Raw genomic sequence first — 26,098 nt, forward strand, 5'->3', positions numbered from 1 at the left:
GCGCCGTAAACGGGGGATCTCTTTTTCGCTCGCGACGCGTCAATCCATCAGCCGCGCTTCGGTGAAGGAGATATAGGCGAAAAAGGAGAGCGCGAGCAACAGCATCCCCGCCATCATGAACACGCCTTCGTAGATGTACTTCAGGATCAGCAACACGGCGGAGACGAGGATGGTCCGAAAGAGGAGGGCGCTCAACAGGACGTTGAGTTCGGGCACGTTCGTCCCATGTTGGTGTGCGAACAACAAAAAGCCGCCGACGGTCGGCGCAGAAACCAATGGCTCATAACCCCACCGGATCGTGTGTTACCCATGAGCACTGAGGACGGGTCGGACGCGGAGACGGACACAGAGGCGGCGGACACCGACGACGAGCGTCCGCTGTCGGAGGTCGGCGTCGGCGACGGCCGCGAGAAACACCTCCACGTGGTAACCGAGAGCGGCAAGGAGATCGATCACGAGGAGGTGTACCTCCGCCACACCGAGACGGAGTATCTCGTCTCGCCCGACGTCGACTTTCCGCCGGCGGAAACGACCCGCTATCGAAAGGAGAACATCGACCGCGTGAAGGTCACCCAGCACCACTCGAACTGTTTCATCACGACGGCGACGGCGGGCGAGGGGCCGACACTCGACTCGCTCCGAGGCTTCCGGGCCGACGTGATGGCGCCCTCCCGGACCGGACGGGCACTGCTTCGGATCTACGAAGCGACGAGTCCGCCCATCGCGGCGACGCTCGCTCGTCATCCGGAGTCGACGGCGACCCGCCTCGTCCGCGGGCTTGTCGACCGCTGTGGCGGCCTCGCCGACCGGCGGCGAGCGGCGTCGGGAGACGGGGAGCGGGCGGCCCTGTCGCTCGCGCTGATCACGCTCTACGTCGTCGGCGTCTGTCTCGGGGTGCTCGCTCACGGCTGGCTTCGCACCCGCGAACGGTGGCTTAGCTGAAGAAGCGCTGGACGTTCTCCAGCGGGTCGAATCCGGAGCCATTCTCGACGACGACGTCGAAGGGACGGCCCTCGGCGACTTCTCGGAGCGATTCGGCGAGGGCGTCGGGGTCGTCCTCCTCGTGGAGTCTGATCGCGTGTGAGCGCGACCCGTCGGCCGGGTAGACGGTGAGCTTCGGCCGTCCCACGAAGCCGCCGCGATGGAGGAGCACGCGGTCGATCCCCCGGTAGTTCAGCCAGTGGACGGTGTCGGCCTGGAGGAGGACTTCGTCGATGCCGTGGACCTCGTACACGTCCTGCATCGCGCCCGCCTCTCTGCGGTGTTTTTTGAATCCGAGCCCGAACATCGGCGTGATGTAACTGTACTCCACGATGTGGAGGCCGTCGTCCGCGAAGAACATGTCGACGAGCCGAAGGGGGAAGGAGCCGGCCATGCCGAAGTGAACGTGGAGTTCGGTCTCGATGTCGGTCGAGGGCAGGTCGTCGTACTCGTCGTATGCGACATCTTCGACCCCCGGATCCTCGAACTCCACCGTGCCGGTGTCGTCGGTTTCAGACGCCATCCGCGCCCTCCAGTTCGGTTCGATAACCCATGTATGCAAAGAGGAACGCACCGAGTATAAAGAAGGCGCCGGCAGCGCGATTGACTTCGAGGATAGCGTAGATACCGATGGCGAGCCCGAGAACAGCGGTGGCGACGGACGCACGGAGGCGCAGGGAGTACGACTCCGTCGATCCGTCGACGCCGGTACCGGCCTCGGCATGGTCGCGACCGACCCGCCGTTCCCCGATGTAGGTCACGATCATCAGCGCAAGGCTCGCGACGACGATGGCGGTCCGCGCCCCGGGCGAGAGTTCGGTCCCGAGAACCCGTTGAAGGACGAGTGGGATACCGATGGCGATCAGCCCACCGAGATAGACGAAGAGCCGATAGGCCACCAAGAACCGAAAGAGAGTCCCGAAACCACGGTCTGGCGACTGCGTCTGGGATGACATACCGTCCCGTTGACGACGCCAATAAATAAAAACGGTTGGTCGGTGAGCGTTACGAGAGGAAGCCGCGGGCCGCCTCTGCTCCTTCGACGGTCCCCGAGGCGTTCATCTTCGCGGTCGCCGACCGGTACATCGTGTAGATCTGCACGACGAGTGCGAAGACCCACAGCGCGTAGCCGGCCGGGCCACTGCCCACGACGCCGACCGTCGTGTTGAACGCCGGGAAGTTCAGGCCGTAGGCTTCCGGCGAGGTGAGCACGCCACCGATCAGCAGGACGGTGAAGTACCCGAAGAAGCCGGTTGCCCACCACATCGCGACGATGCGACCCCAGCCGGGCTGGGTGTGCTCCGGCAGGCGCGTCGTGTTCAGGATGGTCACGAGCGCGTTGTACGGCCACATCATCGCACCGGCGATGGCGGCACCGATGACTAGCAGGATCCACGGCTGCTGGAACTGCGCGACGATGATGAGGATGCCCCACAGCGTGAACAGCGTGAGCAGGCCGAGGAAGACCCGCGAGAGGTCCCAACCGGCCGCGCGTCCGTAGCCCTCGAAGATGATGTCCACGCTGTTGCGGACGAACGCTTCGAGGATGGCGTACTGCGTGCTGAACAGGGCGATGAAGATCACCACGTACATCAGCTGCTGTTGGATCCCACCGAGTTCCGGGATGATCACGTTGAGCCACATGTTGATGGCTCCCTGATCCGTCCCGGCGGCGTACTCGACGGAGATGGTCATCGCGACCGTCGCGACGACGAGCAGGCCGACGACGAACGTCAGGAAGTGTTCCTGCTGGGTGACCTTCCACCACTGCTTCCAGCGAACGAGGTTCTTCTCGGAGGGTTCGAACGTGTAGCCACCGTGAATCTCTTCGGGCTCGGCACCGCGAAGCGGGTTCTTCACGCGGCCCTGGTAAGAGCCCATGCCGTACCCCTTCTCGCGGGCCCAGACGCCCTGTGCGAGGTTGACGTATCCGCCGGCACCTGCGTACGCGAGGCCGCCGAGGAACGTCGCGATGTCCATGTTCTGCGGGAGCGCGCCGAAGTTGACGGCGCCCGCAGGGATATTGGCGAACTGGCCGATCGAGCCCCCAATGAAGGCCAGGATGACCGCGCCGAGGATGGCGATGACCATCAGGACGATCTGTGCCTTCTCGATGGCGTTGTACACGATGGGCCCCGCCTGGTAACTGAGCCAGATGATGACCATCGTCGCGACGCCGATGGGCGCCCAGTTCTCGGTCGGGAGGATCCCCGTCCATGCGGCGAACACCTTCGATGCGCCGGCCGCCCAGCCGGGCCAGCCGACGTGGAAGAAGCCGGCGACGAGGAAGAACCACGGCCAGAAGCTGTTGAGGCGGTCGAAGCCGCGGAAGATGCTCTCCCCGGTGGCAATCGTCCACCGCTGGAGCTCCGTGTTGATGAAGAACTGGGTGATCACGCCGACCCAGAAGGCCCAGTACAGACCCCAGCCGTTCTGGGCGACGAGCGTCGGCCAGAACATCGTCTCACCGCTCCCGAGCGATGCACCGAGCATAATCGCGCTCGGCCCAACGATGTGAGACACCTTCGGCACTTTGGGCATGTCGTACTTCCGGAAGCCCCATTTGCCGTCGGTGCTCGGATACTCGCTGGTCTCGGGTGCAACTTCGAGCGAGTCGTAGTCGACATCACGATACACCGTCGCACGATACTGTTTCCCGACTTCGGCCGTCGTGAAGATGTCGTCTTCGGTCAGGCCGCCGTCGGTTTCTACTTTTGGTTCGTCGTGGTCGTCTGTCATAATCTCCCCTTGATTCGCGGGATCATACTTCGTGGGTCATGCTACCATCGTCTGTGCGATCCATGTTATCCAGGTTTGTCATATCATAAATAATCATCGATGCGTGACAGAGGTATTACCATTATGACGGGATAGACCGACTCACGGAGGCAAAAACGTCGAATACGCACGACTCAAGGCACGAAAGAGAGCGGCGTCATCAGCCGCAACGTGTCAATCGAATTGTTTTAACTCCGCCCCGGCGACCCATCGGTATCGGCGTTCGCGGGGCCGTCGCGTACGGAGTGCGCTAGCTGTGTATCGGTGACTGCTAACCTGGCTTGACGAACGGGTAGGACTGATCTATGATAAACCCTATGAGCGCTCCACGACACGAACCGTCGCGTCGGTCCCCGAAGGGAGGGCAGACAGGGGGGTCGTGTCGGCGAGGCGCGCGACGACGTTCACGGGCGAAGCCGCCCGCGGCTCCGATCCGGAACTCGCCGGCGTCGGTCCCCAAAACAGGCATAGAGCCGGTCCCTGAGGCCAGTAAGCGACCGTCCCCGGTTCGACTTCGGCGCGGGCGTTCGGTTCGAGGGCCACGTCCACGGGCACGTCGAAATAGAGTTCGTCGCCCCACCGGGCGGCCTGCCCCTCGACGGGCAGGGCACCGGCGAGCGCCCGGCGCGTCTCTGGACTCTCCGAAACCCACGAGGCGCCCATCTCCGTCCCGTCGACCGTGACGACTAGATCCGACATGAGCGTGCCGTCGTCACGAACCGGCATATATCCCGGGGAGACGGTGGGTCGACCGATCAGTTCAGCGCGTCGGCGAGCTTCTCGACCGGATGGGGTGGGTGGTCGTCGTACTCGTCGCCGAGCTGGGAGCGACAGGAGGCGCCGGGGGCGGTCACCACGTCACCCGGGCTCGACTCGACTTCCTCGAACAGGAGGTTCCCGATGGCCTGCGAGATGTCGTAATGCTCCTCGTGGTAGCCGAAGGAGCCGGCCATCCCACAGCAGGTCGTGTTGAGCGTGTCCACCTCGTAGCCCGCACCCTGGAGGGCGCCGACGGCGTGGTGGTCCTTGTTCGTCGCCTTCTGGTTGCAGTGGCCGTGGTACGAGAGCGACTTCCGCGGCGTGCCGAAGTCCGCCACCTCGGACAGTCCCGTTACGTCGGCGTACTCCATGATTCCGTAGGCGGCGTCGGAGACGGCCTCCGCGGCCGGGCCGGAGAGCAGGTCGCGGTACTCGTCCTGGAACATGACGGCGTCGGACGGCTCGATGAACACGACCGACCAGCCGTTCTCGACGTCTTCGCGCAGCGCCGAGACGTTCGCCTCGGCCCGCTCACGGCAGAGGTCGAGCATACCCGACGAGAAGGCCGCGCGCCCGGACGGCGCCACGTCGTCGGGGATGCGGACGAACACGTCCGCGGCCTCGAGCACTTCGATAGCCGCCTTCCCCGCCTCGGGGTAGATGTAGTTCGTGTAGGTGTCCGGAAACAGAAGCACCTGATCGCGCGCGTCGCTCGGGGCGACCTGGCAGCGACCACGGCGCTCGAACCACGCTTCGAGGCTCTCGCCCGCGAAGGTGGGGAGTTCGCGCTCCCGGGAGATGCCGAGTGCCTCCTCCATTACCGCGCGCGCACCCGGAATCTTGGGGGCGACGTTCGAGAGCGGCGCGAACATCGATCCGACCTTCGATAGCGTGTCGATGTTGGCGAAGACACGCTCTCGCAGGCTGATGCCCTCTTCCTGGTGGTACTGGTGTTTGACCTCCGTCTTCAGCTTCGCCATGTCGACGCCGGTCGGACAGTCGCTCTTACAGCCCTTACAGCCGACACAGAGGTCCATGACCTCCTCCTGGAAGCGATCGGAGTAGATTTCGTCCTCGTCGAGTTCGCCGCTGATGGCGGCACGAAGCATGTTCGCGCGGCCGCGCGTCGTCTGAATCTCCTCCTCGGACGCCCGGTAGGTCGGACACATGACCTCCGAGTCGGTCTGTCGGCAGGTCCCACAGCCGTTACACAGTTCGACGAGGTGGGAGAACCCACCCTCGTCCTCGAAGTCGAGCGTCGTCTGGGGCTCGACCGACTGGTACTCCGCGCCGTAGCGGAGGTTCTCGCGCATATCGGCGCCGACGCCGCGATCCGAGTCGGGACCGATATCCTCGGGGCCGTCGCGGTAGACGACGTTGCCCGGATGCATGTGCCAGTCGGGGTCGAACGCCGTCTTCAGCTCCTTGAACGCCGCCCACAGGTCCGGCCCGTACATTTTGGGGTTGAACTCCGTCCGTGCCATGCCGTCGCCGTGTTCGCCGGAAAAGGAGCCGTAATGTTCGAGCACGAGGTCCGTCACGTCCTCCGTGATGGAGTGCATCTTCTCGATGCCCTCGTCGTCTTTGAGGTTGAGGATGGGCCGGATGTGGAGTGTGCCGCTCCCGGCGTGGGCGAAGTAGGCGGCGGAGGTACCGTGATCCTCGAGGACCTCCTCGAACTCGAAGACGTATTCGGCCAGTTCCTCCGGCGGCACCGTCGCGTCCTCGATGAACGGGTACGGCTTGGGGTCGCCTTTCATCCCCATCAGCAGGGGAATAGCGGCCTTCCGGAGCTTCCAGATGTCGGCCTGATCCTCCTCGGTGTAGGCCTCGATGGCGTGGAAGGCGTCGCCGTTCTCGACGAAGTAGTCGTTGGTCTCTCCGATTGCCTCCTCGAAGTCGTCGACGAGTTCGGAGTCGAACTCCAGCATCAGCGCCGCCTTCGTCCCCTCCGGAATCATCTCGACGTACTGGGCGTACTCCGTCGAGTCGGCGGCGAGTTGGAACACCTCGTCGTCCATCAACTCCACGGCACCCACGTCGAACTGGAGGGCCTCCGGGACCGCTTCCATCGTCTCCACGAGGTCGTCGAAACAGTAGAGGACGAGCGCCGTCTCCTCGGGCAGGGTGACGAGGGACACCTCGGCCTCGACGATGACGCCGAGGGTCCCCTCCGCGCCGACGAACAGTTTTGAGAGGTTGATGACCTCCTCGCCGGCCTCGTTCTCGTAGATGACCTTCTGGAGGTTGTAGCCCGACACCGAGCGCTTGAGGTCGGGGTACTTTTCATCGATCTCGTCTTCGTGTTCCTCGACCAGACGGCGGGTCGTCTCGTAGATCCGCGCTTCGAGGTCGTCGCCGTCGACTTTTCGGTCCCACTCGTCGCTGTCGAGGACGATCTCTTCGGTGTGGATGAGCGACCCGTCCGCGAGCACCATGTCCAGTTCCTCCGTGTAGGCGTCGGTGATGCCGTAGCGGACGGAGTGAGCGCCCGTGGAGTTGTTACCGATGCCGCCCACGATCGTCGACCGGTTCGACGAGGCCGGGTCGGGCGCGAACTTCAGCCCGAACTGTTCGAGGTGGTTGTCGAGGTGGTCCTGCACGACGCCGGGCTGGACGACCGCGCGCTGGCCGTCCGGATCCACGTCGACGATGTCGTCCATGTAGCGCGTGAAGTCGACGACGACACAGCCCGGTCCGACCGTCTGCCCGCCGAGCGAGGAGCCGGTCCCACGGGGCAGGATCGGCACGCCGTGTTCGGCGGCCGTCTCGACCGTATGCTGCACGTCCTCGATCGTCTGCGGCAACACGACGCCCGCCGGCTTCGCCTGATAGATGCTCCCGTCCGTCGCGTACAGCACCTGTGCGTACTCGTCGAAGGAGACGTCACCACGGACCCCGGCCCGGAGGTCCTCGGCGAGCGCCTGGTACCCCTCCGCGTCCGGGTGTTCGTGCCCCAGCGAATCCGCGGAGGTCTCTAACCCCGTTGATCGATCATCAATGGCCATGCGTCGCACACCGGACTCGCCGAATATAACTCCTACGTTAGTGGACCGACCCCTCTCCCCGCCGTCCTTCGATTATCATGAACGTTCGGGCGTAATTGTTGCCGGAATCGATAGCAATTGACACGGCCGATCGGCCGCGAATCCACCGACATCGAGGGATGGCTCCGGGGCGTGAGGGGCGCCACGCGACGGCGGGACTGATACGCGCGTCGATCCCGGCCGTGTCGTTCGGATCGGTCACGCCCCCGACTTCGACGGTGTCGTCGGGCGTGCGGTCCGTCAGCCCCGACGTATCAGCATCTATCCGGCGCCACGCCGTCGGCGGACCCCATCAACCATCTTTTTGTCTCCGCGCGGGCGAGCGTGAGACGCAATGAATCTGATTCACGTCTGTCTGAACGTCGCGGACGCGGACGAATCCATCGCGTTCTACGAACAGTTCGGCTTCGAGGAGTCGTGGTCGTTCGAGACGCCCGACGGCGAGACGGAGAACCGCTACGTCGCGGACCCCGACGGCGTCGAACTCCAGCTCTCCGAAACCGAGGGCGAGACCGAGTTCGAACAGGGTACCGCGTGGGACCACCTCGCGCTCGGCGTCGACGACGTTGACGCCACCTTCGAGGAGATCGATCACTACGGCGTCGTTGAGGAACCGGGCGACCAGCCCGCCGCGGGCGCCCGTACGGCGTTCGTTCGGGACCCGGACGGCCACGTCGTCGAACTCGTCGAACCGCTCGAATAAGCTCGACCGGGTCGTGCGCGCGGCGCTCACACCCGGCGAAGCGTCTTTTTGCTTCCGACGCCTCGCTCCTGTATGACAGGCGATCCACTCCCGGCGAGCCGAACGACCCGCCGGGCCGTCCTCGCGAGCGGGGGCGCCCTCCTCGGTACGGGCTGTCTCGGGGGAGCCGGAGGAGACGGGAGCGGAGACGGGACCGACGACGGTGGCGGTGGCGCTCCGCCCCTCGCCGACCACCCCGTCGGTCAGAACCTCGCCGCCCAGCCCCGTCTCGGCCCCGATCCCGCCGAGGCGACCGGTGTCATCGTCGCGTTCGAGGACCCCTCCTGTCCCCGGTGTGCGGCCTTCGAGAGCGTGACCGTCCCGAAGATCAGATCGGAACTCGTCGACCCCGGCGACGCGGCCTACGTCGTCCGGACGGTGCCGCTCGTCTACCCGTGGGGCGAGCCGGCGATCCAGGCGCTCGAAGCGACATACGCGCGCGACGCCGACGCCTTCTGGGCGCTGCTGACCCACTACTTCGACGAACAGGACGCCTTCGACACCGGAAACGTCCTCGACCGGACGGCGACGTTTCTGTCCGCCGAGACGAGCGTCGACGCCGCGGCCGTCGTCGACGACGCCGAAGAGGCGGCGTACGACGACGCCGTCGGGACCGACCTCGCCGCGGCCGAGGCGGCGGGGGTGAGTGGCACGCCCACCGTCTTCCTCTTTCGCGACGGACAGTACCGAACGCGGGTGACGGGATCGGTGAGCTTCAACCTCGTACAGCAGTCGCTGGGGCTGTGATCTCCCTCCCCCTCCGCCGCGACGACTGGCGACTGATGGGTCGCACGGCACGGCTCGTCCTCGGCGTCCCGGCGTACGCCCTCCTTGGCGTCGTCGCCGCCGCCGTCGCGCTCACCGGGTTCGTCCTCTCGCAGAACCTTCCGTTCGTGGGCGACGTGCTCGCCGGTCCCGTGCCGGCGTCGGCGCTGTTGGAACTCTACCCCTTCGTCGGCATCTCCTACGGCCCGGTGACGGGGACGGTCGTCGTGCTCGTCTCCCTCCTCGTCGGCGTCGACATCGCCCTCGTCGCCTACCACGTCCGCGAACACCGGCTCTCCGCGGAGGGGAGCGGCGGGAGCCTGATCGGCGTCCTCCTCGGGACCCTCGGCGCGGGCTGTGCGGCCTGTGGATCGGCCATCCTCGCGGGCGTCCTCTCGCTGTTCGGCGCGGCGGGGCTCGTGACGCTTCTCCCGCTCGACGGTCTGGAGTTCGCCATCCTGGCGCTCGCGGCGCTCGTTCTCTCGATTCACTGGTTGGCCGACGGGATGCGTGGGGGCGAGATCCGTGGCTGTCCGGTCGACCTGCAAAAATGAGGCGTTCGGAGACCGAACTAGAGGATGCCGGCCGCGCGGGCCTTGGCGACGATGTCCTGGGCCATCTTGTTGGTGGCCTCGTCGACCATCTGGCCGTCGACGGAGACGGCGCCCTTCCCTTCTTCCATCGCCTCGGCGTAGGCGTCGACGATGCGCTCGGCGCGGTCGGCGACCTCGGGATCGGGTGCGAACACTTCGTTGCCGATCTCGATCTGGCTCGGGTGGATGGCCCACTTGCCGTCGCAGCCGATCATGTTAGCGCGCTCCGCGGACGTGCGGAAGCCCTCGGGGTCGTCGATGTCGGCGTACGGGCCGTCCATGCAGGGCAGGCCGGCGCTTTTCGCGGCGGAGTTACACTCCGAGAGCGCGTGGTGCCAGTAGTGGCCGGGGTACTCGGGGAACTGCCCGATGTCGAGGCCGGGCGTCCCCATCGCGGCCGAGTAGTCGCCGGGGCCGAAGATGATCGAGGAGAGTCGGTCGGAGGCGTGGGCGATCTCGTAGACGTTGTGGATGCCGTCGCCGTCCTCGATCTGGGGTTCGAGGCCGATCCGTCCGATCTCCAGACCGTTGTTCTCCTCGACCTGTTCGAGCAGGTTCTCCACCGTGTGGATGTCGCTCGGACCCGCGACCTTCGGGATGATGATGTCGTCGATCCCCTCGCCGACGGCGCCGACGACCTCGATGATGTCGTCGTACCACCACTGGGTGTCGATACCGTTCATCCGGTACGACAGGATCTTGTCGGACCAGTCGTGTTCTTCCACCGCTTCGATCAGCGGCTGACGGGCCTCGACTTTCGCGTTGGGCGCGACGGAGTCCTCCAGGTCGAGGAAGACTTCGTCCGCGTCGCTCCGGGAGGCGCTCTCCATGAAGTCGGGATCACTGGCCGGCGTTGCAAGCTGCGTGCGCCGGAGTTCGACGTTGTCAGACATGATTTCTACCACCCACAAAAGCCCCTCGCTGACAAATAAAGATTCCTTAGTATCCGTGTTTTCGGGGGCTGACGTACGCGTTTTCGTTTACTGTCGACAACGGTCGGACCCGCCGGCCGTACCGGCGTCTCGGCGGTCGGCCCACCGGGACGACATCCGACCGTCCGCCGGATCGAACGCGACGACACCCGCTCCCGACTCGCAGACTGAACGCTTTTAGGCTCGCCGGGTAGAGGTACGCCCAATGAGCGAGTACGACTACGAGGCGCTCGGCCTCGTCGCGGGGCTGGAGATCCACCAGCAACTCGACACCGCGACGAAGTTGTTCTGTGCGTGCCCGACCGAGCGTCGGGAGCCCGAGGAGGCGAGTCGGCGGTTTACACGCTATCTCCACCCGACGAAAAGCGAACTCGGCGAACTCGACGAGGCCGCGGTCGAGGAGAGCATGGTCGACCGCGAGTTCGAGTATCTCGCCTTCGACACCACCTGTCTGGTCGAGGAGGACGACGAACCGCCAGGTCGGATCGACGACGAGGCGCTGGACGTGGCCCTCCAGATCGCCGCGCTCCTCGATATGACCGCCGTAGATCAGGCCCACGTCATGCGGAAAATCGTCGTCGACGGCTCGAACACCTCCGGCTTCCAGCGCACGTCGCTGGTGGGTCAGGACGGCGAAATCAGTACGAGCGAGGGACCCGTCGGCATCGAGGACCTCCTTCTGGAAGAGGAGAGCGCCGGCCGCGTCGAAGAAATCGAGGACGGCGTCCGCTTCAGCCTCGATCGACTCGGCATCCCGCTGGTCGAAATCGGCACGAAACCCGACATCTCGTCGCCCGAACAGGCCCGCGAAGCCGCCGAGCGTATCGGGATGCTCCTGCGCTCGACGGGATCGGTCAAACGCGGCCTCGGCACCATCCGCCAGGACGTGAACGTCTCCATCGCCGAGGGTGCCCGCGTCGAGATCAAGGGCGTCCAGGCGCTCGATCAGATCGAGGCGATCGTCCGCCTCGAAGTGGGGCGGCAGGTCGAACTCCTCGACATCGCCGAGGAACTCGACGACCGCGACGCCGCGGTCGGCGACACGCAGGACGTGACCGCGGTGTTCGAGGACACCGAAAGCGGCGTGATCGGCGGCGCACTGTCTTCGGGCGGTCGCGTCACCGCCGTCCCGCTCTACGGCTTCGACGGCCTCGTCGGCCGCGAGATTCAGCCCGATCGCCGCCTCGGTACCGAGTTCTCCGATCACGCCAAACGCCACGGTGCGGGCGGGGTCTTCCACACCGACGAGTTGCCCGCCTACGGCGTCACGGAAGCGGAAGTCGAGGCGCTCCGCGATGCCGTGGGCGCCGGCCCCGACGACGCCGTCGTCCTCGTCGCCGACGACCCCGACACCGCCGAACTCGCTATCGACGCCGTCGCGGACCGCGCCGAGACGGCCATCGAGGGCGTCCCGGAAGAGACCCGGGACGCGACCCAGGAGGGGACGACCCGCTATCTCCGCCCGCTCCCCGGCGCGGCGCGGATGTACCCCGAGACGGACGTGCCCCCAGTCGAACTCGACCCCACCGACGTGGAACTCCCCGAACTCCTCACGGAGAAAGTCGACCGCTACCAGCGGGTGTACGACCTGGACGCCGGCCTCGCCGAACAGGTGGCGTACGGCCGCCGGATGCCGCTGTTCGAATCCGTCGTCGAAGCGGGCGTCGACGCCACCTTCGCCGCGGGCGTACTGGAGGGAACGTTGACCGAACTCCGCCGGGACGACGTGCCGGTCGAAGCCCTCATCGACGACCACTTGCGGGACGTGCTTCTCCTGGTCGAGGACGGCGACCTGGCGAAAGAGGGGGTCGAAGAGGTGCTCACCACCCTCGCCGAGAACCCGGCCCTCACCGCCGAGGCGGCGGTCGAAGAGGCCGGCCTCGCCGGCGTCTCGGAGGACGAAGTGCGCGACGCGGTGGCCGACGTGGTCGAACGCAACGCCGACCAGGTCGAACGCGAGGGGATGGGCGCGTTCTCCGCGCTCATGGGCGAGTGTATGGGCGCGCTCCGCGGCAAGGCCGACGGCGAAATCGTCAGCGACGTACTGCGCGAGGAGATCGGAAAGCGGACGTAACGCGGCCGCGAAACGCTGAAGTTCCCTCGGCAAGAATAACTGTAGAATGACATTTAGAGAATCGTACCACACGATGTCGACGCATCGACCTGGAATCGGCTCGACGGTTCGGGAGCGGTGGTGATCGTGGCGTCCGACAGCCTCGATACGCGGACGGTGGTGCTGTTGCTCGTTGCGGCCCTGATCCTGTTGCCGTTGCTGACGATGGGGCTCGGCGGCGGAATGATGGGCGGTGGTACGTGGGGTGGCCACATGTGGAACGACGGGGGTACCCCCGGATGGTGGCTGCTCGTCGGTCTGTTGGGTCGTGTGCTCACCCTCCTCGTCGTCGTAGGTGTGGGCTACCTCCTCTATCGCGCGCTGACGGAGTCCGGCGACGGGGCCGACGACGCGATGGACGAACTCCGTCTCGCGTACGCCCGCGGCGACCTGAACGACGAGGAGTACGAACGGCGGCGGGAACGGTTGGAGAGCGACGGCGGCTGATCAGGTGGCCTGGGGCGCCGGTGTCTCCCACTCGACTCCCTGTCTCTCGAAGCGGATGCCACCGGACTCGCTTGCGGCTATCGTCACCGATCAGCCGTGGGCGTCGGCGACATCCTCGCTGCCCGCATCGGTGAAGAGAGCCGGCGGTAGATCAGGCGTGTGTCGGCAGACGGTCCGGAGGAGTCGGGACCAGTCCCGCCGTGAGCGTCCGTGGGACCGACATCACGCCCCGTTCGACAACGGCTCGAACGACAGCCACGTCGACGACCCACCGAGAAAGCCCTGCGAACGGAGTTCGGGGCCGTCCTCGCCCTCCCGAACGTCGATGCGGCCGTCACAGAACTGCGAGATGGTTCGGAGTTCCCGTTCGTCGTGCATCGCCGGGTCGACGAGAAAGACACCCAGGCCACCAACCTTGCTCACGCGGCCGACGAGGGTGTGGACGAACCGGGAGACCGTCTGGAGTTCCGTCAGCGACAGCACGGTCGAGATGGAAAAGAGGCCGGTGCGGACGGACTCGATGCCCTCGCTGTGGAAGTCGCTGTACAGCTTCGAGTATCGCATCCCGATGCCGGTCAGGTCCTGGGCACTGGAGACGGTTAGAACGCGGGCGGGAACGCCGCTGTCGTCGCTGTCGAGACAGTCGACGATTCCCATGCGGTCGGGGCTCACCTCGATGCCCACCGCCTCGCACTCCGCCGTGATGTCCGCCGCCGTCGTGTTCGTCGTCAGGATGATGACGCCCTCGTCGTCGTCGCCAGCGAGCATACGGTAGGCGAGTTCCTTGGTACCGACGTGGGACGGGCCGGCGACGAGGATGCTCGTTCCCCGTCGAACCGAGTCGAGCGGCAAGCCGTCGAAGGCGTATTCGGGCTCACTCATCGTCGCCCTCCGTCGCCTCGCGGAGCCGTCGACGCAACTCGAGTCCGTCCATCACCTCGTCGGCCAACAGCGAGAGCAAAGTCCGCTCGCGCGCCGCGAACGACCGCGATTCGCCGTCGAACAGGCAGAAGACGCCGACCGCGTCGCCGTCGTCGGTCCGTATCGGCGCCCCGGCGTAGAACCGAATCCCGGACGCGGAGAGTTCGTCGTTGTCGCGGAACCGCGGGTCCTCGCGCGTGTCGTTGATCACCGTCGGACCCTCGTCGAGGATGGCGTACGTACAGATGGTGTCCTCGCGGTCCAGACGGTCGACATCCGTCCCCTGACAGGCGAGGAAGCGTTCGTGGTGGTCCTCGACGAAGCCGACGGTGGCCGCATCCACGTCGAACAGGGCGCGTGCGACCTGCGTAAGTCGGTCGAGGCTGGCGTCGAGGGCGTCCGTGTCGTCGACGTACGCTTCGACGGCGTCGAGGCGGCGGTCCTCGTCGTCCGGAAGCGGATACGCCGTCTGGCTCCGGTTGTCGATGCTGAACGACAGGAGGTCGACGAGTTCGTCGTGGGCGCTGGCGGTGTCCTTGTCGACGTACTCGACGACGGTGCCGGAGAGCGCGTCGGTGTCGATGGCCGCGAAGTCGGCGTCGGTAAACAGGACGCCGGTAACGTCGGGGTGGATCTCGCGTGCGTACGCGACGAGTTCCAGCCCCGTCCCGTCGGGGAGATCGTACTCGGTGATCACCCCGGAGACGGCGTCGGCGGCGAGGACGCCCCGCGCCTCGTCGAGCGACCCGCAGATCGTGGCGTCGAAGCCGGCGTCGACGAGGATATCCCGCGTCTCCTGCCGTTCGTCCGCCGCCGGATCGACACAGAGAACCTTCATACCCCACTCTAACCGGCTCGGAGTATAAATCCGCGACATCGACGCGAGTCGCTCCCGAGACAGCAACGCACTTGTCCCCGGCCGACGACGCTCGATCGATGACGGTCTTCCTCGACGACATCGGACGCTGGGATGGCGACTCGCACGGCTCCTACGAAGTGACGGCGGCGGAGATCGTCGAGTTCGCCGAGCAGTACGACCCGCAGTGGTTCCACACCGACCCCGACCGCGCGGCCGACTCCATCTACGGCGACCTGATCGCCAGCGGCTGGCACACCGCATCGATGTCGATGCGGCTGTTCGTCGACGGCTTCCTCGCCGAGACGGCGACACTCGGGGCCAAGGGGTTGGACCACCTCCGCTGGCCCCGACCGGTCGTCCCGGGCGACGAACTCACGATTCACTCGGCGATCCACGGCATCGAGGAAGGCGACGGAACCGACGACTACGGCGTCGTCCGCTGGGGCGTCGAAACGACCGCCAACGACGGCGCGAAGACCGTCCTCGACATCGAAGCGCTCGTACTGGTCGCGAGGGAGTAGGCGCCGATTCCCGCTCGCTGGGAACGGGTATCGCCGATTCCGAGTATCGTGGAATCGGCGTCGTCACTACGTCCTCCCCGTTCCCACCTCCAGACGAGGTGACACAGGATGAGCGTTCGTTCCCTCGAAGCGCAGACGTTCGGCGAACCGCTAACCGCTTCCGAGCGCGTCGCCGCCGGCCTCGCGGCACTCGTCGGCGCTGCCGGCCACCTCGCGCTCGTGACGGCCGCACTACTGTTTTTCGCCGTCGTCCTCGGCGTCCTCTGATACGGATCATCGTAACGGTTCATCGGTGGCTCGCCGGCTCGTCCCGTCGACCCACCGATGCTGACTTACAATAAACCGTACGACGCCGCCGGCTCACCACCGATCCGGCTCGTCGTACTCGGCCAGGAGCTCCGACCGATGTTCGAGTTGTTCCGTCGCCCGTCGTAACACGCCGAGCAGCGTGTGTATCTCCCGATCCGTCGGGTGGGCCCGTCCCACGAGCCGGCGGATCAGCCGCCGTGTCTTCTCCCGTTTTACCTCCTTGTAGCCGCTGGACTCTAGGAACGCCCCGACGTAGTCGTGGAAGCGCTCGATATCCGGCTCCGCCGCCCGCTCGTGTTCCACGTCCGGGAGTTGCGTCTCCTCGACGGTCAGCTCCCGGAGTTCGTAGCAGAGGATGGTGGCCGCCTGTCCGAGGTTCAAGACCGGATAGTCCGCGCTCGCAGGGATCGAACACACCTCGTCCAGCCGGGCGAGTTCCGCGTTGTCGAGGCCGCGGCCCTCGCGCCCGAACACCAGCGCCGTCGGCGCGTCGACGGTTCGCAGACTCTCCGCCAGTTCCCGCGGCGTCTTGAACGGGAACCGGACGTGTCGGCGGCTGTCCTCGCCGGTGATGGCCGTACAGCCGACGGTGTGGTACGTCTCGACGACCTCGTCGAAGGTTACTTCTTCGGCGTTCGGGAGCACGTCCTCGCGGGCGTGGCCGGCGAAGCCGTACGCCTCGCCGTCCGGGTCGAGTTCGGGCGGATCGACGAGTTTGAGATCGGTCAGTCCGAAGTTCTTCATCGCGCGAGCGATAGTGCCGACGTTACCCGGCGTCTCGGCGTCGACGACGACCACGACCGGCCGTTCGCGGCTCATCGTGACGGGTAGTCCGTCCCGAGGTCGACGCCGTCGAGGTCGATCTCCTCGACGTCCTCGACATCCTCGTTCTCCCGCATACTGATCCGGCGACCCTCGAAGTTCTCGTTCAGGCGTCGGTGGATCTCCTCCGGATCCGGCAGGTCCGGCATGTTTTCGGGGTCCGTCTCGACGTGATCCAGGCCCCCGTATCCGTCCGGGGCGCGCCCGCCGTCGGCGAACCACTGGTGAAAGCGGTCGCGGAAGGTCGCCTCGCCACGGTAGGCGGTGCCGCCGGCCTCGCGGTACCAGTAGAGAAAGTCGGCTTCGTGGGTGCCACACAGGAGGAGTTCGTCCCCGGGTTCGCCGTAGACGATGGCCGCCTGTCGGCACTGCTCGACCGCCTCTTCGCCGTGGACCAGATAACAGGCGTCACAGGGCTCCTCGACGAGGTAGGTGAGCCGGACGAGGCGGTCCCGTGGCTCCTCGGGAATCTCGTCGAGGGGCTTGAATTCGCCGTCCTCGGTGAACACCTCGGACTCCTCGAAGCGCCAGCCACGAAGCCCGATGCTGACCTTAGCCATTGTCGCTCGGTAGCGACCGAGCGGATAAAAAGAGCGTGTTACCGGTCGGCGCCACCCGTCCGACCGGCACACCGTTCGGAGTTCGGTCGTTCTACCGACCGGTCCGCATATAGTCGTCGCGTCCCCAGAGAGACCATGCGCAACGTGGACGCCGCTGGCCTCGGCATCGGCGACGACTACCCCCCACGGATCATGGGGGTGTTGAACGTGAGCAAGGAGTCGCCGTACTCGCCGAGCGTGTTCGACGATCCGGGCGAGGCGGCGACGTACGTCGACGAGGAACTCATCGACGAGGGCGCAGACATCGTCGACGTGGGTCTGGAGTCCGCGAACAAGCGCTTCGAGGTGCTCACCGCCCAGGAGGAACTCGACCGCCTCGACACCGCCGTCGCGGCGATGGAGAGCGTCTCCGGCGACGCCGTCTTCTCCATCGAGACGCGCTATCACGAAGTGGCCGAGGCGGCCCTCGACGCCGGCTTCGACATGGTCAACGACATCTGCGGGTTCGCCGACCCCGAGATGCCGCGGGTCTGTGCCGAACGCGACGTGGCCGTCGCGAAGATGGCGAGCCCACCCGATCTCGAACGTCCCGGCGCCGTCGAGGCCGTCGACGACATCTACGACGCCCTGCAACGCGAGGGACTCACCGACAAGACCATCGTCGATCCCGCCTTCGGCGGGTGGAGCGAGGCGAAGACGCTCGAAGACGACCGCGAGACGTTCCGTCGACTCCGGGAGTTTCGCGCCCTCGACCGCCCGATCCTCGTCTCGATCAACCGGAAGAACTTCCTTCGGGACCTCGCCGGGCGGTCGACCGAGGCGGCTCTCCCCGTCAGCCTCGCCGCCACGGCGATGGCCGTCGAACGCGGTGCGCACGTGGTCCGCACCCACGACGTGGCCGAGACGCGGGACGCCGCCCTGATCGGCAAGGCGTTCACGCGCGACCGCTTGAAGACGGCCGATGGCGTGGCTGTGGAAGAACTCGACGTGACGAGCGTCGGGGAGATGCGCCGACACCTCGACCGAGTCGGTGGCGAGGCGTCGGCCGCGGGCCGGGGCGTCGTGCGAACCTTCGAGCTCTCGGGGCTCTCGCCCGGCGAACGCGAGACGGTCACCGACGCCGCCCGGTCGACACCCGTCGTCGTCGCCGGCGACGGCGCGACCCGACTGCTCGCCGGAACGCCCGCGGACCTGTCGGCCGTCGTCGAGGCGGCGGCCGGCCGGTCCGATGCACTCGACGCCGCCCTATCCGTCATCGCGGACGGCGTGGCGTAACCGAGTCGGCGTGGGAGTGACTCCTACAACCGACGGTATCGGTGGCGGATGGGTGTCGATGTCCGAACCCATCGCCGTCCAGTCGGGCGTCTCTCGCCCTACGGTCCTCCTGTAGAGTAAGAGAAAGCTTATGCCGGACGCCTCGCAAGTGCCGCCGTGGAAGCCGGGGCGGCACTCGGGTAGGGGTACTTGGTGTCGTGCCGGCTACTGTGGTCTCATTGATGAACTATCGGACCTGGCGCCCGGTGTACGAACGGATCCTGAGTGACTTCGGTTACGGCCGGGTGGCGGACGAACAGGCCCGCGACCGACTCGCCGACCTCGTGACCGCTTTCGACGAGTCGCGACTCCCCCGGATCGACGACGCAACCGTCGCCGTCGCCGGCGCGGCCCCGTCGCTCGAAGCCGAGGTCGATGTCGCCGCCGACGCGGACGTCGTCGTCGCCGCCTCGGCGGCGGCCGCCCGCCTCCCAGAGGTCGGCGTCACCGTCGATCTGATGGTGACCGACCTCGATAAGACGCCCGACACCGCCCGCGCGCTGACCCAGGCGGGCGTCCCCGTCGCGGTCCACGCCCACGGCGACAACGTCCCCGCCGTCGAGCGGTGGGTGCCGCGGTTCGACGGCGCGTACGTCCTGCCGACGACGCAGGCCGAACCTCGCGGCCCCGTCCGTAACTACGGCGGGTTCACCGACGGCGACCGAGCCGCGTTCCTCGCCGACGCCTTCGGTGCCGCAACCCTCCGATTTCCAGGGTGGGACTTCGACGACGGGAGCGTCGGCGCGGAGAAACGGTCGAAACTCGTGTGGGCCGAGCGGCTGCTCCACTGGCTCGAACGTCGCCGTGGCGAGCGATTCGACGTGCTCGACGGTCGACGGAATCGGATCGACCCGCTCTAACTAGGCTATCGGAGCGGGCCGACGGACGCCCCGATCAGTTGGAAGTCGCGTCGCCGCTGGAGCTACCGCCGGATTCGCTACCGCTGGAATCGCTGCTTTCGGAGTCGCCATCGCCGGAATCGCTGCTTCCGGAACCGGTACCGCCGGAATCTCCATCGTTCGAACTCCCGCCGTCCGAGTCACCGTCGCTCGATCCACCGGCGGCGTCACTGCCGCTGGAATCGCTTCCGGAGCTGTCCGATCCACCGTCACTCGAACTGTCCCCGTCCGATCCGCCGTCGCTCGATCCACCGGCGTCACCGCTGGAGTCACTGGCATCCGAGCCACCGGACGCGTCGCCGCCATCGCTGGAACTATCCCCGGCGTCGCTTCCGTCGGGACCGGTCGTGCTGTCGCCGGCGTCGCCGTCCGAACCGCCGGTGTCGGCGCCACTACGGTCGCCCGATCCGTCCGCGTCACTGGATTCGGAACCGTCGTCCGATCCGCCGGCGTCGCCGTCGCCGTTCGACGGGTCGGCGTCGGCGCCCGAGTCGTCCGTCCCGCCGGTATCGCTCGACGCGTCGGTGCCGGTACCGTCGCCGTCGTTCGGGGCGTCGGGAGCGTCGCCGGTGTCGTCACCGCTCGCGCCGTCCGATTCGCCGTCGGTGTCGCCGCTCCCGCCAGCGTTGGAGGAATCGTCGGTCGACGCGTCGTCGACGACACCCTGGCTGGTGTCGACATCGTCGTCCGATCCACCAGCGTCGGGGCCATCAGCCCCCTCGGCACTCGCCGGGACTGGCCCGCCGGTAGCCGTCGGCCCCGGTTCGGTGCCGTCGACCGAGCCGCTGCCCTTGGAATTCGACGACCCCGGTCGAGGCGCCTCCACCGCGGTGGCGTCACCACTGCCGGCCGCCGTGACGGCTGTCGCTTTACCGGGGACGGCGGAGCCGTTCCCGGTCGTGCCGGCGACGGAGACGGGTGCGGGTGGCGCGACGACCGGTTCGATCACCGGCAGGTCGGAAACGTCGACGGTGGCGTCGACACTACCCGTATCGCTGAACACCGCGACGGTGTAGACGCCGCCGAACGCGGCCGCGAACGTCAGCCAGCAGACGACCACGACGGACAGGGCGGCGCGACGCTCGGGTGTCATCGACTCGCTCCGCTCGGCTCCGTGGCGGTTGGCGTGAGCGACTCCGGGGCCAGCGCGGCGTCGGTGTGCTCATCAGCGTCGGTCGTCGCGTCGCTCTCGGCCGGCGCCTCACAGGCGTACGTCACCGATCCGTCGAGGACGACGTACCGGTCGCGGTCGTCGCGCAGGACGGGCCGACCGAGCGTCGCGGCGATGCCACTCAGGTCACCGGGCGACGGTACCTCGACGGTCGGGCCGGGCGACCGGCCGGCGTCGACGTGCACCGTGGGTGCGGACGCCAACCGGTCGGCCGCCGACTCGTCGGCGGATGCGAACAGTCGGATACCGACCGCGAGGGCGAACAGCGCCGCGCCGGCGACGGCGAGTGTCACGGAGAGGGTCGTCGTCGTCTGAAAGGCGGCGTAGCCGGCGTAGACGGTGAACGCGCCGAGCGCGATGCTCGTCAACGTCAGATCCGCCGGCGTGACGACGACCTGATCGTCGGGGGCCGGGTCGGTCGCTGCGTCGTCGGCTTCGGCGGCCGCCGAGGCGCTCGGGGCGGCCGGGTCGTTCGCGTCCGCCGTCGGCGCTGCCGTCACCTCGTCGGGTCGCCCCGCCCGAAGCAGGCTGGTGACCTCGGAGGCGACCAGCAGTCCGAGTGGGAGCACCACGAGGGTGACGAAGCCGGCGGGCGTTCCGACGAACTGGACGACGTGCCCGATCAGGGGGATGGTGAAGACGACCCGGCCGACCAGCCGGTCGGGGGTCACGGGCGTCAGATCGGCGTCCTCGTTCGCGTCACCTTTGGTGCGGAACGATGGCGGAGCGTCCGCCGGTCGCTCCACGTCGATCACCCGGTGGGTGATCGGGATGGCGTCGCCGGACCGCTGTTCGAAGACGATCACGTCGCCGACGGCGACCGAGCGGGCCGGAACGCTGTCGACGATGACCACGTCACCCGGCGCGATGGCCGGCGTCATGCTCGCCGTCAGGACCACGTAACTCGCCTCGGCGCCCACGGTCGCAGGGACCGCGTACACGACGAAGGGGGCGATCAGGGCCAACAGGACGACGACGAGCAGCGCTCGTCCAACCGTCGGGGGGCGCACGATCTGCCGCATATCGTATTTCATGATTCCTCGTTCCGCGTCGGTTCGGGGGCGTCGCCCCCGTTCGATTCGTTCACGGCCGGCACGCCGGCACTCGGACCCGGTGGGCCGCGTTCGGGTGGCACACCGGCGGGCGGGCCGTCGGCCTCATCGCCCTCGTCGTCGCCACACGCGAGCGCGACGACGGCGTCGAAGGTGCCAGTCGAGTCGTTCCAGTCGTCGAGTTTGGCGCCCACGCCCTCGCAGGCACACCCGGCGAAGTTCTGGGGCACGTCGAGGAGTGTCCCGCCCGCCGAGGAGACGGTGACTGTCGTCGCGCCGCCGGCGTCGAACCGCCGGAACTCCGGACCCGCCTTGACGACGACGTACTGGATCGGCTCGGGCGACGTGACCGTCACGACGAACGCCTCGTCGACGGTTCCGGTCACGTCCGCGTCCGTTTCGGGGTCGCGGACCATCCAGGTGATCGCGTCGGGGGCGACTGGCGTCGACGTACACAGCGAGACGTTGCTGATGGCGAAGCCCTCGCCGTCCTCGTCACCCTCGTCCCCGCCCGTCGGCTCGCAGGCCGGGAACGCGAACGAGGGGTTCTCGCCCGCCACCGGGCGCCGCGGCGTCGGGACGTGGCGCGTCTGTTCGGCGTAGGCGTCGATGGTGACGGCCAGCGGCGACGCCGCTTTCAGCGCCCGGACCGTGCCGGGGTCGTCGGCGAGCGCCCTCGGTGCCCAGACGGCGACGGTGAGACAGACCGCACCCTCGGCGCCGGGAGTCACGGGCTCGCCGTCGCCGACGAGGTCCGTGAGGAGGACCCCGCCCCCGTCGGTGCCGGAGAGGTAGTCGAGCAGGCCGCCGAGCGAGCCGGCGTACGCCCTCTCGCCGTCGACGGTCAGGCGCGCGTCGAGGGCGTCCTGGCGCGGGTCACCGGGGCAGGCCCGGATCCACACCCAGGCGGGGTTGGACTCGTCGCCGAGGCCGAGACAGACCGTCTCCTCGTCGCGGTGTTCGAAGCCGTAGCCGTCGACGCTGAACGCGAGCGCCGTCCGCCGGGCGTCGGCGTCGTCGAGTGCGAGCGTCACGGAACCAGCAGTCATGCGGTTGTCCGCGAGGGTTTCGCGGTCGGTCAGGAACGCGGCGGCGCCGCGACCGGTCAGCGCCCCGACGGCCCCGACGGTCGAGATGGCGGCCAGAAGGCGCCGGCGGTTCAGCCGGACGCCCCCGTCACGGTCGCTCATGCGCCGCCTCCGAAGGGGTTCGCCGTGTCGTCACACGTCGTCGCCGCGAAGGCGATGTCGAGGCGGGCGGCGTCGCTCTGGATGACGTTCGCCACCGACGGATCGATACGCCAGCGGAGCGCGAGACACCGCTGCGTGCCCGCGTCGATGCAGGCGTCGTCGACGAGGCCGAAATTGAGGGCGACACCGTCGGCGAGCGCGTCGCTCACCTCGGCAAGCGTGCCGGCGGCGACGACGGCCTCCTCGGTGAAATCGCGGCGGCCGTTGCAGCCGCCGACGCCGAGCCGACCGGTGTCGTACCAGCATTCTACGTCGATGTGGTGTTGGAGTTCGCCGGCGTCCGCAGTCGTGTCGTCGGTCGTGGTGTCGCCCGCGACCCGCTCTGGCTCGACCAGCGAGTTCTCCGCGAAGTCGTAGGCGGAGATGCTGAGCCAGACGCGCGCGGCGGCGTCCTCGGCCCGCAGACCGACCAACAGGAGGCCGTCGTCGCCCGGCTGAGCGTCGGGGATGGAGAGCACCGGTCCCGTGGCGACGGCGTCCGAGCCGGTCACGTTCACGAACCGACTCGCGTCGCCCGATTCGTTGAACGAGTCCGAGGAGTTTGTCAGCGGCGGTGCGCCGGCGAAGCGGTTACTCTCCTCGAGGAGCGAACCGTTGTACCGCTCGTACCACGCCACCCGTAGGTCCGGCCCGGTCGACTGGGCGTACGTGTACTGTGTGAACGACGGGTCTTGGCCGAGGGCGCCGGCGACCCGCGGCGTGGCCGCGAGGAGGCCAGCGCCACCGATGGCGGCCAGGAGCTTCCGTCGTGTGAATCGTGAATCGTGTGTCATTGTGTCTGTCCGTGGGGAGTCGAACCGCCGTACGCCGTGTGGGTTCGTCGCTGTATGCGCGGCGATAGGGGTTAGGTATAGCTTCCGTACCCGGTGCCCGCGGGTGGTAGGATCACCCTACCCACCCGAATCGACCGACTGCGACGTGGTGTTCGCGGTCGGCGTCTGGCCCTCGTCGTCGAACGGGTTCCAGGCGTCGGGGTCGTGGCGACACTGGACGGCCCCGAACCGGCTGGCGAAGGCGACGCTGTCGGTGATCGCGCGGTTGTGATTCGGGCCGTCGAGCGGCAGGCACCAGTCGAGGACGACGGTCAGCGTCGTCCCCGTGTCGGCGCAGGTCGGCCCGTCGTCGTCACGGGTCAGGAGTACGCCCGTCGCGGCCGTCGTCGCCAGTCCCGCGAGCGTCCCCTCGTAGACGACGCGGTCGCCGTCAGGGGAATCCCGTTCCTCGCCGTCGATTCGGACCGTCACCGAAACGAGGTCCTGCAGTTCGCCCGCGTCGGCCGTCCCGTCACCCGCCGCGATCTCTTCCGGACGGCGGTCGTTCTCCGCCGCGCCGAGGAGATCGACCGCGAGCCAGAGCCGCGAGGGGTTCTCGCAGACGTACAGCGTCGTGGTGATCGTTCCGCAGTCGCCGGGTTTCACGTCCGCGAGGTCGACGACCGGGACGGCCGACCCGTCGACGAGGCCCGGGGTGTCACAGTCGACGGGATCGTCCCCGCCCGGCGCGGCGCCGAGAACCGTGTCGTTGTACGTCGACGTGTAGCCGAGTTTGAGGTCGAGGCTGCCGGCGGTCGTGACGTTGGGGACGCGTTCGCGGTCGCTGATGTAGCCGACCGAACCGAGGCCGGCCCCGGCGCTGCCCACTCCGACGGCGCCGAGGGCAAACAGTATCTGTCGCCGCGACAGCGGCGGAGAGAGAGGACTCATCGTCACTCCAGAGCGAGCGATCGGCACCGATGCCGATCACCCGACGACCGTCACGACCTCCGTTCCGGTCTGCCCGCTCGTCTCGCCACGGTAGGTGAGGGTGATGGTGATCGACCGACCGCTCATGTCGACGCCCGCGCCGCCCGCGTCGCGGAACCCGGTCAGCGTAGCGGCCGCGACCTCACCGGCGGCCAGGATCGGCTCCTGGTCCGCGCCGTCGTTGTATCCGTCGCTCCCGAGGGCGATGGTGCCAGGGAGCGCGACGCCGCCGGCCACGTCCGTGTAGCCGGGTGTCGAGGCGGCGACGTACACCTCGTAGCCGTACGGACTCCCGGTGTCGGCCACGTCGTCGCTCAACAGCGTGAGCGACGGATCGGCGGGTGCGACGGTGATCCCCGTCAGCGCGACCGACTCGGCGAGGCCGTTCTCCACGTCGAACCCGATGGCAGTGGGGGCCGTTCCGGCGGAGTCGGTCGTCGACGAGTCGAGCAGGCTGATGGCCGCCGCGTTCCGAATCTCGACGGCCGCGCCCGTGTCGCTGCCGTCGTTGTGGCGGCACTGTTCGGCGTAGAAGCCCACGTCGAAGGTGAGGCCGTCGCTCTGGATCTGGTTCGCGTGGTCGACGGGGAGTTCCCACCGGACCCCCAGGTAGTACGTCGTCGAGTTCTCGAAACAGGCTCGACCGACGGCGCCGCCGTCGATCGCCCCTTCGCCGTCGAGGGGTATCCCGTTCCCCGTCGACAGGAGCGCGAGCACCTGTCCGAGGGTCGGGTTCGCCGTCGGATCGGCGTTGCCGCCGAGCAGGACGGGTTCGTCGGCGTCGATTTCGGCGTCGCCGTCGACGTCGTACCAGACGGTGACCCGAATCTCGTCGAGGAGTTCCACGTCGTTGTCGAGGTCGGTCGCCACTTCGTCGGCGGGGCCGATGGTGTCGGGGTCCGACCCTTCGGGTTCGGTGTGGCCGTTCTCCCGGGCCTCGATCAGGCCACCGTTCAGCCAGATGTAGCCGGGGTTGTCGAACAGGTGGAGGCTGAACGAAATCGCCCCCTGGTCGCCGGGTTTCACGTCCGCGAGGTCGAGTACCGGCCCGTCGAGGTCCTGGGGAACGTCGGCGAACTGCGAGCGGAACGACGCCTCGACGATGGCGGCCTCCGTGTCGGAGAGCTCCTCGAAATGGTCGCCGAACGCTCGGTTCGCGATGGCGTCGCGGGAATCGACGGGATCACGGATGCCGTCCGCCTCCGAAATCGTCCGGAACAGCCCGTCCCGCGCGAGCGTGTTCAGGTCCTCGTTCCGGTACTGGTCCGGCGACGCGGTGACGTACTCGAACCCGTTCGGGCCGGCGTAGGTCACCTGCCAGTCCATCTTGAGGTCGAACTCGCCGGCGGTGAGTTCGTTGTTCCGGAACGTCTCCTGATCGGAGAAGTAGGCCGTCGTGCCGAGGCCGGCGCCCGCGGAGGCGATGCCGACGGTGCCGAGGCCGGCGAGCAGGCGGCGTCGAGTGAGTGTGAGTTCGGTCATGGTATGGGGGGAAACCCATCGGCGGAATCGAACCGCCGG

General features: G+C 67.5%; 27 protein-coding genes. 10 read left to right on the top strand and 17 right to left on the bottom strand.

Annotated elements, in window-relative coordinates; translation table 11 throughout:
- Nucleotides 1–39: 39 nt before the first annotated feature.
- The gene (locus HALNA_RS20015) at nucleotides 40–216 is read right to left on the bottom strand and encodes a hypothetical protein (protein ID WP_157573520.1); all 177 of its coding nucleotides are present in this window, start codon (nucleotides 214–216) and stop codon (nucleotides 40–42) included.
- Nucleotides 217–309: 93 nt separating this feature from the next.
- Here HALNA_RS20015 and HALNA_RS11465 point away from each other — a divergent pair, with 93 nt between their 5' ends.
- A complete protein-coding gene (locus tag HALNA_RS11465) occupies nucleotides 310–942 on the top strand; it encodes a CFI-box-CTERM domain-containing protein (protein WP_049936508.1) in 633 nt (210 codons plus the stop codon).
- On the opposite strand, the gene HALNA_RS11470 is transcribed toward HALNA_RS11465, so the two are convergent.
- From HALNA_RS11470 to HALNA_RS11490, 5 genes are all read right to left on the bottom strand, one after another.
- Nucleotides 935–1,504 (bottom strand): hypothetical protein, encoded by a 570-nt coding sequence (locus HALNA_RS11470; RefSeq protein WP_049936509.1) that lies wholly within the window; start codon nucleotides 1,502–1,504, stop codon nucleotides 935–937. The two genes, HALNA_RS11465 and HALNA_RS11470, sit on opposite strands and share 8 nt — an antisense overlap.
- The gene (locus HALNA_RS11475) at nucleotides 1,494–1,937 is read right to left on the bottom strand and encodes a hypothetical protein (RefSeq protein ID WP_049936510.1); all 444 of its coding nucleotides are present in this window, start codon (nucleotides 1,935–1,937) and stop codon (nucleotides 1,494–1,496) included. Before HALNA_RS11475 ends, HALNA_RS11470 begins: the two co-directional genes overlap by 11 nt.
- A 49-nt stretch (nucleotides 1,938–1,986) precedes the next feature.
- Complete coding sequence (locus HALNA_RS11480; protein ID WP_049936511.1) at nucleotides 1,987–3,720, bottom strand: Nramp family divalent metal transporter; 1,734 nt, start codon at nucleotides 3,718–3,720, stop codon at nucleotides 1,987–1,989.
- A gap of 354 nt (nucleotides 3,721–4,074) precedes the next feature.
- The gene (locus HALNA_RS11485) at nucleotides 4,075–4,458 is read right to left on the bottom strand and encodes a cyclophilin-like fold protein (RefSeq protein WP_049938044.1); all 384 of its coding nucleotides are present in this window, start codon (nucleotides 4,456–4,458) and stop codon (nucleotides 4,075–4,077) included.
- Between the two features lie 56 nt (nucleotides 4,459–4,514).
- Nucleotides 4,515–7,526 (bottom strand): FAD-binding and (Fe-S)-binding domain-containing protein, encoded by a 3,012-nt coding sequence (locus HALNA_RS11490; RefSeq protein WP_049936512.1) that lies wholly within the window; start codon nucleotides 7,524–7,526, stop codon nucleotides 4,515–4,517.
- A gap of 373 nt (nucleotides 7,527–7,899) precedes the next feature.
- On the opposite strand from HALNA_RS11490, the gene HALNA_RS11495 reads away from it, so the two are divergent.
- The 3 genes from HALNA_RS11495 to HALNA_RS11505 all read left to right on the top strand — a co-directional run bounded on the left by HALNA_RS11495 (nucleotide 7,900) and on the right by HALNA_RS11505 (nucleotide 9,626).
- The gene (locus HALNA_RS11495; RefSeq protein ID WP_049936513.1) at nucleotides 7,900–8,268 is read left to right on the top strand and encodes a VOC family protein; all 369 of its coding nucleotides are present in this window, start codon (nucleotides 7,900–7,902) and stop codon (nucleotides 8,266–8,268) included.
- Nucleotides 8,269–8,340: 72 nt separating this feature from the next.
- Entirely contained in the window at nucleotides 8,341–9,054 is a 714-nt protein-coding gene (locus HALNA_RS11500) for a DsbA family protein (RefSeq protein ID WP_049936514.1), read from the top strand.
- Between the two features lie 35 nt (nucleotides 9,055–9,089).
- Nucleotides 9,090–9,626, top strand: a complete 537-nt coding sequence (locus HALNA_RS11505) for a hypothetical protein (protein WP_049938045.1) — start codon at nucleotides 9,090–9,092, stop codon at nucleotides 9,624–9,626.
- 17 nt (nucleotides 9,627–9,643) lie between these two features.
- On the opposite strand, the gene HALNA_RS11510 is transcribed toward HALNA_RS11505, so the two are convergent.
- A complete protein-coding gene (locus tag HALNA_RS11510; RefSeq protein WP_049936515.1) occupies nucleotides 9,644–10,558 on the bottom strand; it encodes an HpcH/HpaI aldolase/citrate lyase family protein in 915 nt (304 codons plus the stop codon).
- A 244-nt stretch (nucleotides 10,559–10,802) separates the two neighbouring features.
- On the opposite strand from HALNA_RS11510, the gene gatE reads away from it, so the two are divergent.
- Together gatE and HALNA_RS11520 are read left to right on the top strand one after the other, a co-directional pair.
- A complete protein-coding gene (gene gatE, locus HALNA_RS11515) occupies nucleotides 10,803–12,671 on the top strand; it encodes a Glu-tRNA(Gln) amidotransferase subunit GatE (RefSeq protein WP_049936516.1) in 1,869 nt (622 codons plus the stop codon).
- Between the two features lie 123 nt (nucleotides 12,672–12,794).
- Nucleotides 12,795–13,157 (top strand): SHOCT domain-containing protein, encoded by a 363-nt coding sequence (locus tag HALNA_RS11520; RefSeq protein ID WP_049938046.1) that lies wholly within the window; start codon nucleotides 12,795–12,797, stop codon nucleotides 13,155–13,157.
- A 222-nt stretch (nucleotides 13,158–13,379) separates the two neighbouring features.
- Here the strand turns inward: HALNA_RS11520 and HALNA_RS11525 are convergent, their stop codons facing one another.
- Nucleotides 13,380–14,039, bottom strand: coding sequence for a DUF7504 family protein (locus HALNA_RS11525; protein WP_049936517.1), 660 nt, complete (start codon nucleotides 14,037–14,039; stop codon nucleotides 13,380–13,382).
- Nucleotides 14,032–14,916, bottom strand: a complete 885-nt coding sequence (locus HALNA_RS11530) for a GAF domain-containing protein (RefSeq protein ID WP_049936518.1) — start codon at nucleotides 14,914–14,916, stop codon at nucleotides 14,032–14,034. The genes HALNA_RS11525 and HALNA_RS11530 overlap by 8 nt, the downstream gene beginning before the upstream one ends.
- A 98-nt stretch (nucleotides 14,917–15,014) precedes the next feature.
- Here HALNA_RS11530 and HALNA_RS11535 point away from each other — a divergent pair, with 98 nt between their 5' ends.
- Nucleotides 15,015–15,458, top strand: a complete 444-nt coding sequence (locus tag HALNA_RS11535; RefSeq protein WP_049936519.1) for a MaoC/PaaZ C-terminal domain-containing protein — start codon at nucleotides 15,015–15,017, stop codon at nucleotides 15,456–15,458.
- 108 nt (nucleotides 15,459–15,566) lie between these two features.
- On the top strand, nucleotides 15,567–15,725 hold the full coding sequence (locus HALNA_RS20020; protein WP_157573521.1) for a hypothetical protein: 159 nt from the start codon (nucleotides 15,567–15,569) through the stop codon (nucleotides 15,723–15,725).
- 93 nt (nucleotides 15,726–15,818) lie between these two features.
- Here HALNA_RS20020 and HALNA_RS11540 read toward each other — a convergent pair whose 3' ends face one another.
- Nucleotides 15,819–16,586 carry an RNA methyltransferase gene (locus tag HALNA_RS11540; RefSeq protein WP_049936520.1) on the bottom strand — a complete coding sequence of 256 codons (768 nt, stop codon included), beginning with the start codon at nucleotides 16,584–16,586 and terminating at the stop codon, nucleotides 15,819–15,821.
- The gene (locus HALNA_RS11545) at nucleotides 16,583–17,149 is read right to left on the bottom strand and encodes a hypothetical protein (RefSeq protein ID WP_049936521.1); all 567 of its coding nucleotides are present in this window, start codon (nucleotides 17,147–17,149) and stop codon (nucleotides 16,583–16,585) included. Before HALNA_RS11545 ends, HALNA_RS11540 begins: the two co-directional genes overlap by 4 nt.
- A 135-nt stretch (nucleotides 17,150–17,284) precedes the next feature.
- On the opposite strand from HALNA_RS11545, the gene folP reads away from it, so the two are divergent.
- Nucleotides 17,285–18,424 (top strand): dihydropteroate synthase, encoded by a 1,140-nt coding sequence (gene folP, locus HALNA_RS11550; RefSeq protein ID WP_049936522.1) that lies wholly within the window; start codon nucleotides 17,285–17,287, stop codon nucleotides 18,422–18,424.
- Between the two features lie 221 nt (nucleotides 18,425–18,645).
- The gene (locus tag HALNA_RS11555; protein WP_049936523.1) at nucleotides 18,646–19,323 is read left to right on the top strand and encodes a 6-hydroxymethylpterin diphosphokinase MptE-like protein; all 678 of its coding nucleotides are present in this window, start codon (nucleotides 18,646–18,648) and stop codon (nucleotides 19,321–19,323) included.
- Nucleotides 19,324–19,357: 34 nt separating this feature from the next.
- Here the strand turns inward: HALNA_RS11555 and HALNA_RS11560 are convergent, their stop codons facing one another.
- From HALNA_RS11560 to HALNA_RS21185, 6 genes are all read right to left on the bottom strand, one after another.
- A complete protein-coding gene (locus HALNA_RS11560; RefSeq protein ID WP_049936524.1) occupies nucleotides 19,358–20,455 on the bottom strand; it encodes a hypothetical protein in 1,098 nt (365 codons plus the stop codon).
- Nucleotides 20,452–21,567, bottom strand: coding sequence for a signal peptidase I (locus tag HALNA_RS11565; protein WP_049936525.1), 1,116 nt, complete (start codon nucleotides 21,565–21,567; stop codon nucleotides 20,452–20,454). Before HALNA_RS11565 ends, HALNA_RS11560 begins: the two co-directional genes overlap by 4 nt.
- Nucleotides 21,564–22,775, bottom strand: a complete 1,212-nt coding sequence (locus HALNA_RS11570) for a hypothetical protein (RefSeq protein WP_049936526.1) — start codon at nucleotides 22,773–22,775, stop codon at nucleotides 21,564–21,566. The genes HALNA_RS11565 and HALNA_RS11570 overlap by 4 nt, the downstream gene beginning before the upstream one ends.
- Nucleotides 22,772–23,608: a hypothetical protein gene (locus HALNA_RS11575; RefSeq protein ID WP_049936527.1), complete on the bottom strand. Its 837-nt coding sequence runs from the start codon at nucleotides 23,606–23,608 to the stop codon at nucleotides 22,772–22,774. Before HALNA_RS11575 ends, HALNA_RS11570 begins: the two co-directional genes overlap by 4 nt.
- A gap of 117 nt (nucleotides 23,609–23,725) precedes the next feature.
- On the bottom strand, nucleotides 23,726–24,538 hold the full coding sequence (locus HALNA_RS11580; protein ID WP_157573522.1) for a hypothetical protein: 813 nt from the start codon (nucleotides 24,536–24,538) through the stop codon (nucleotides 23,726–23,728).
- Between the two features lie 36 nt (nucleotides 24,539–24,574).
- Nucleotides 24,575–26,059, bottom strand: coding sequence for a SipW-dependent-type signal peptide-containing protein (locus tag HALNA_RS21185; RefSeq protein ID WP_049936529.1), 1,485 nt, complete (start codon nucleotides 26,057–26,059; stop codon nucleotides 24,575–24,577).
- Nucleotides 26,060–26,098 lie beyond the last annotated feature (39 nt).

Source organism: Haloplanus natans DSM 17983 (genome assembly GCF_000427685.1).
GTDB classification, from domain to species: Archaea; Halobacteriota; Halobacteria; order Halobacteriales; family Haloferacaceae; genus Haloplanus; species Haloplanus natans.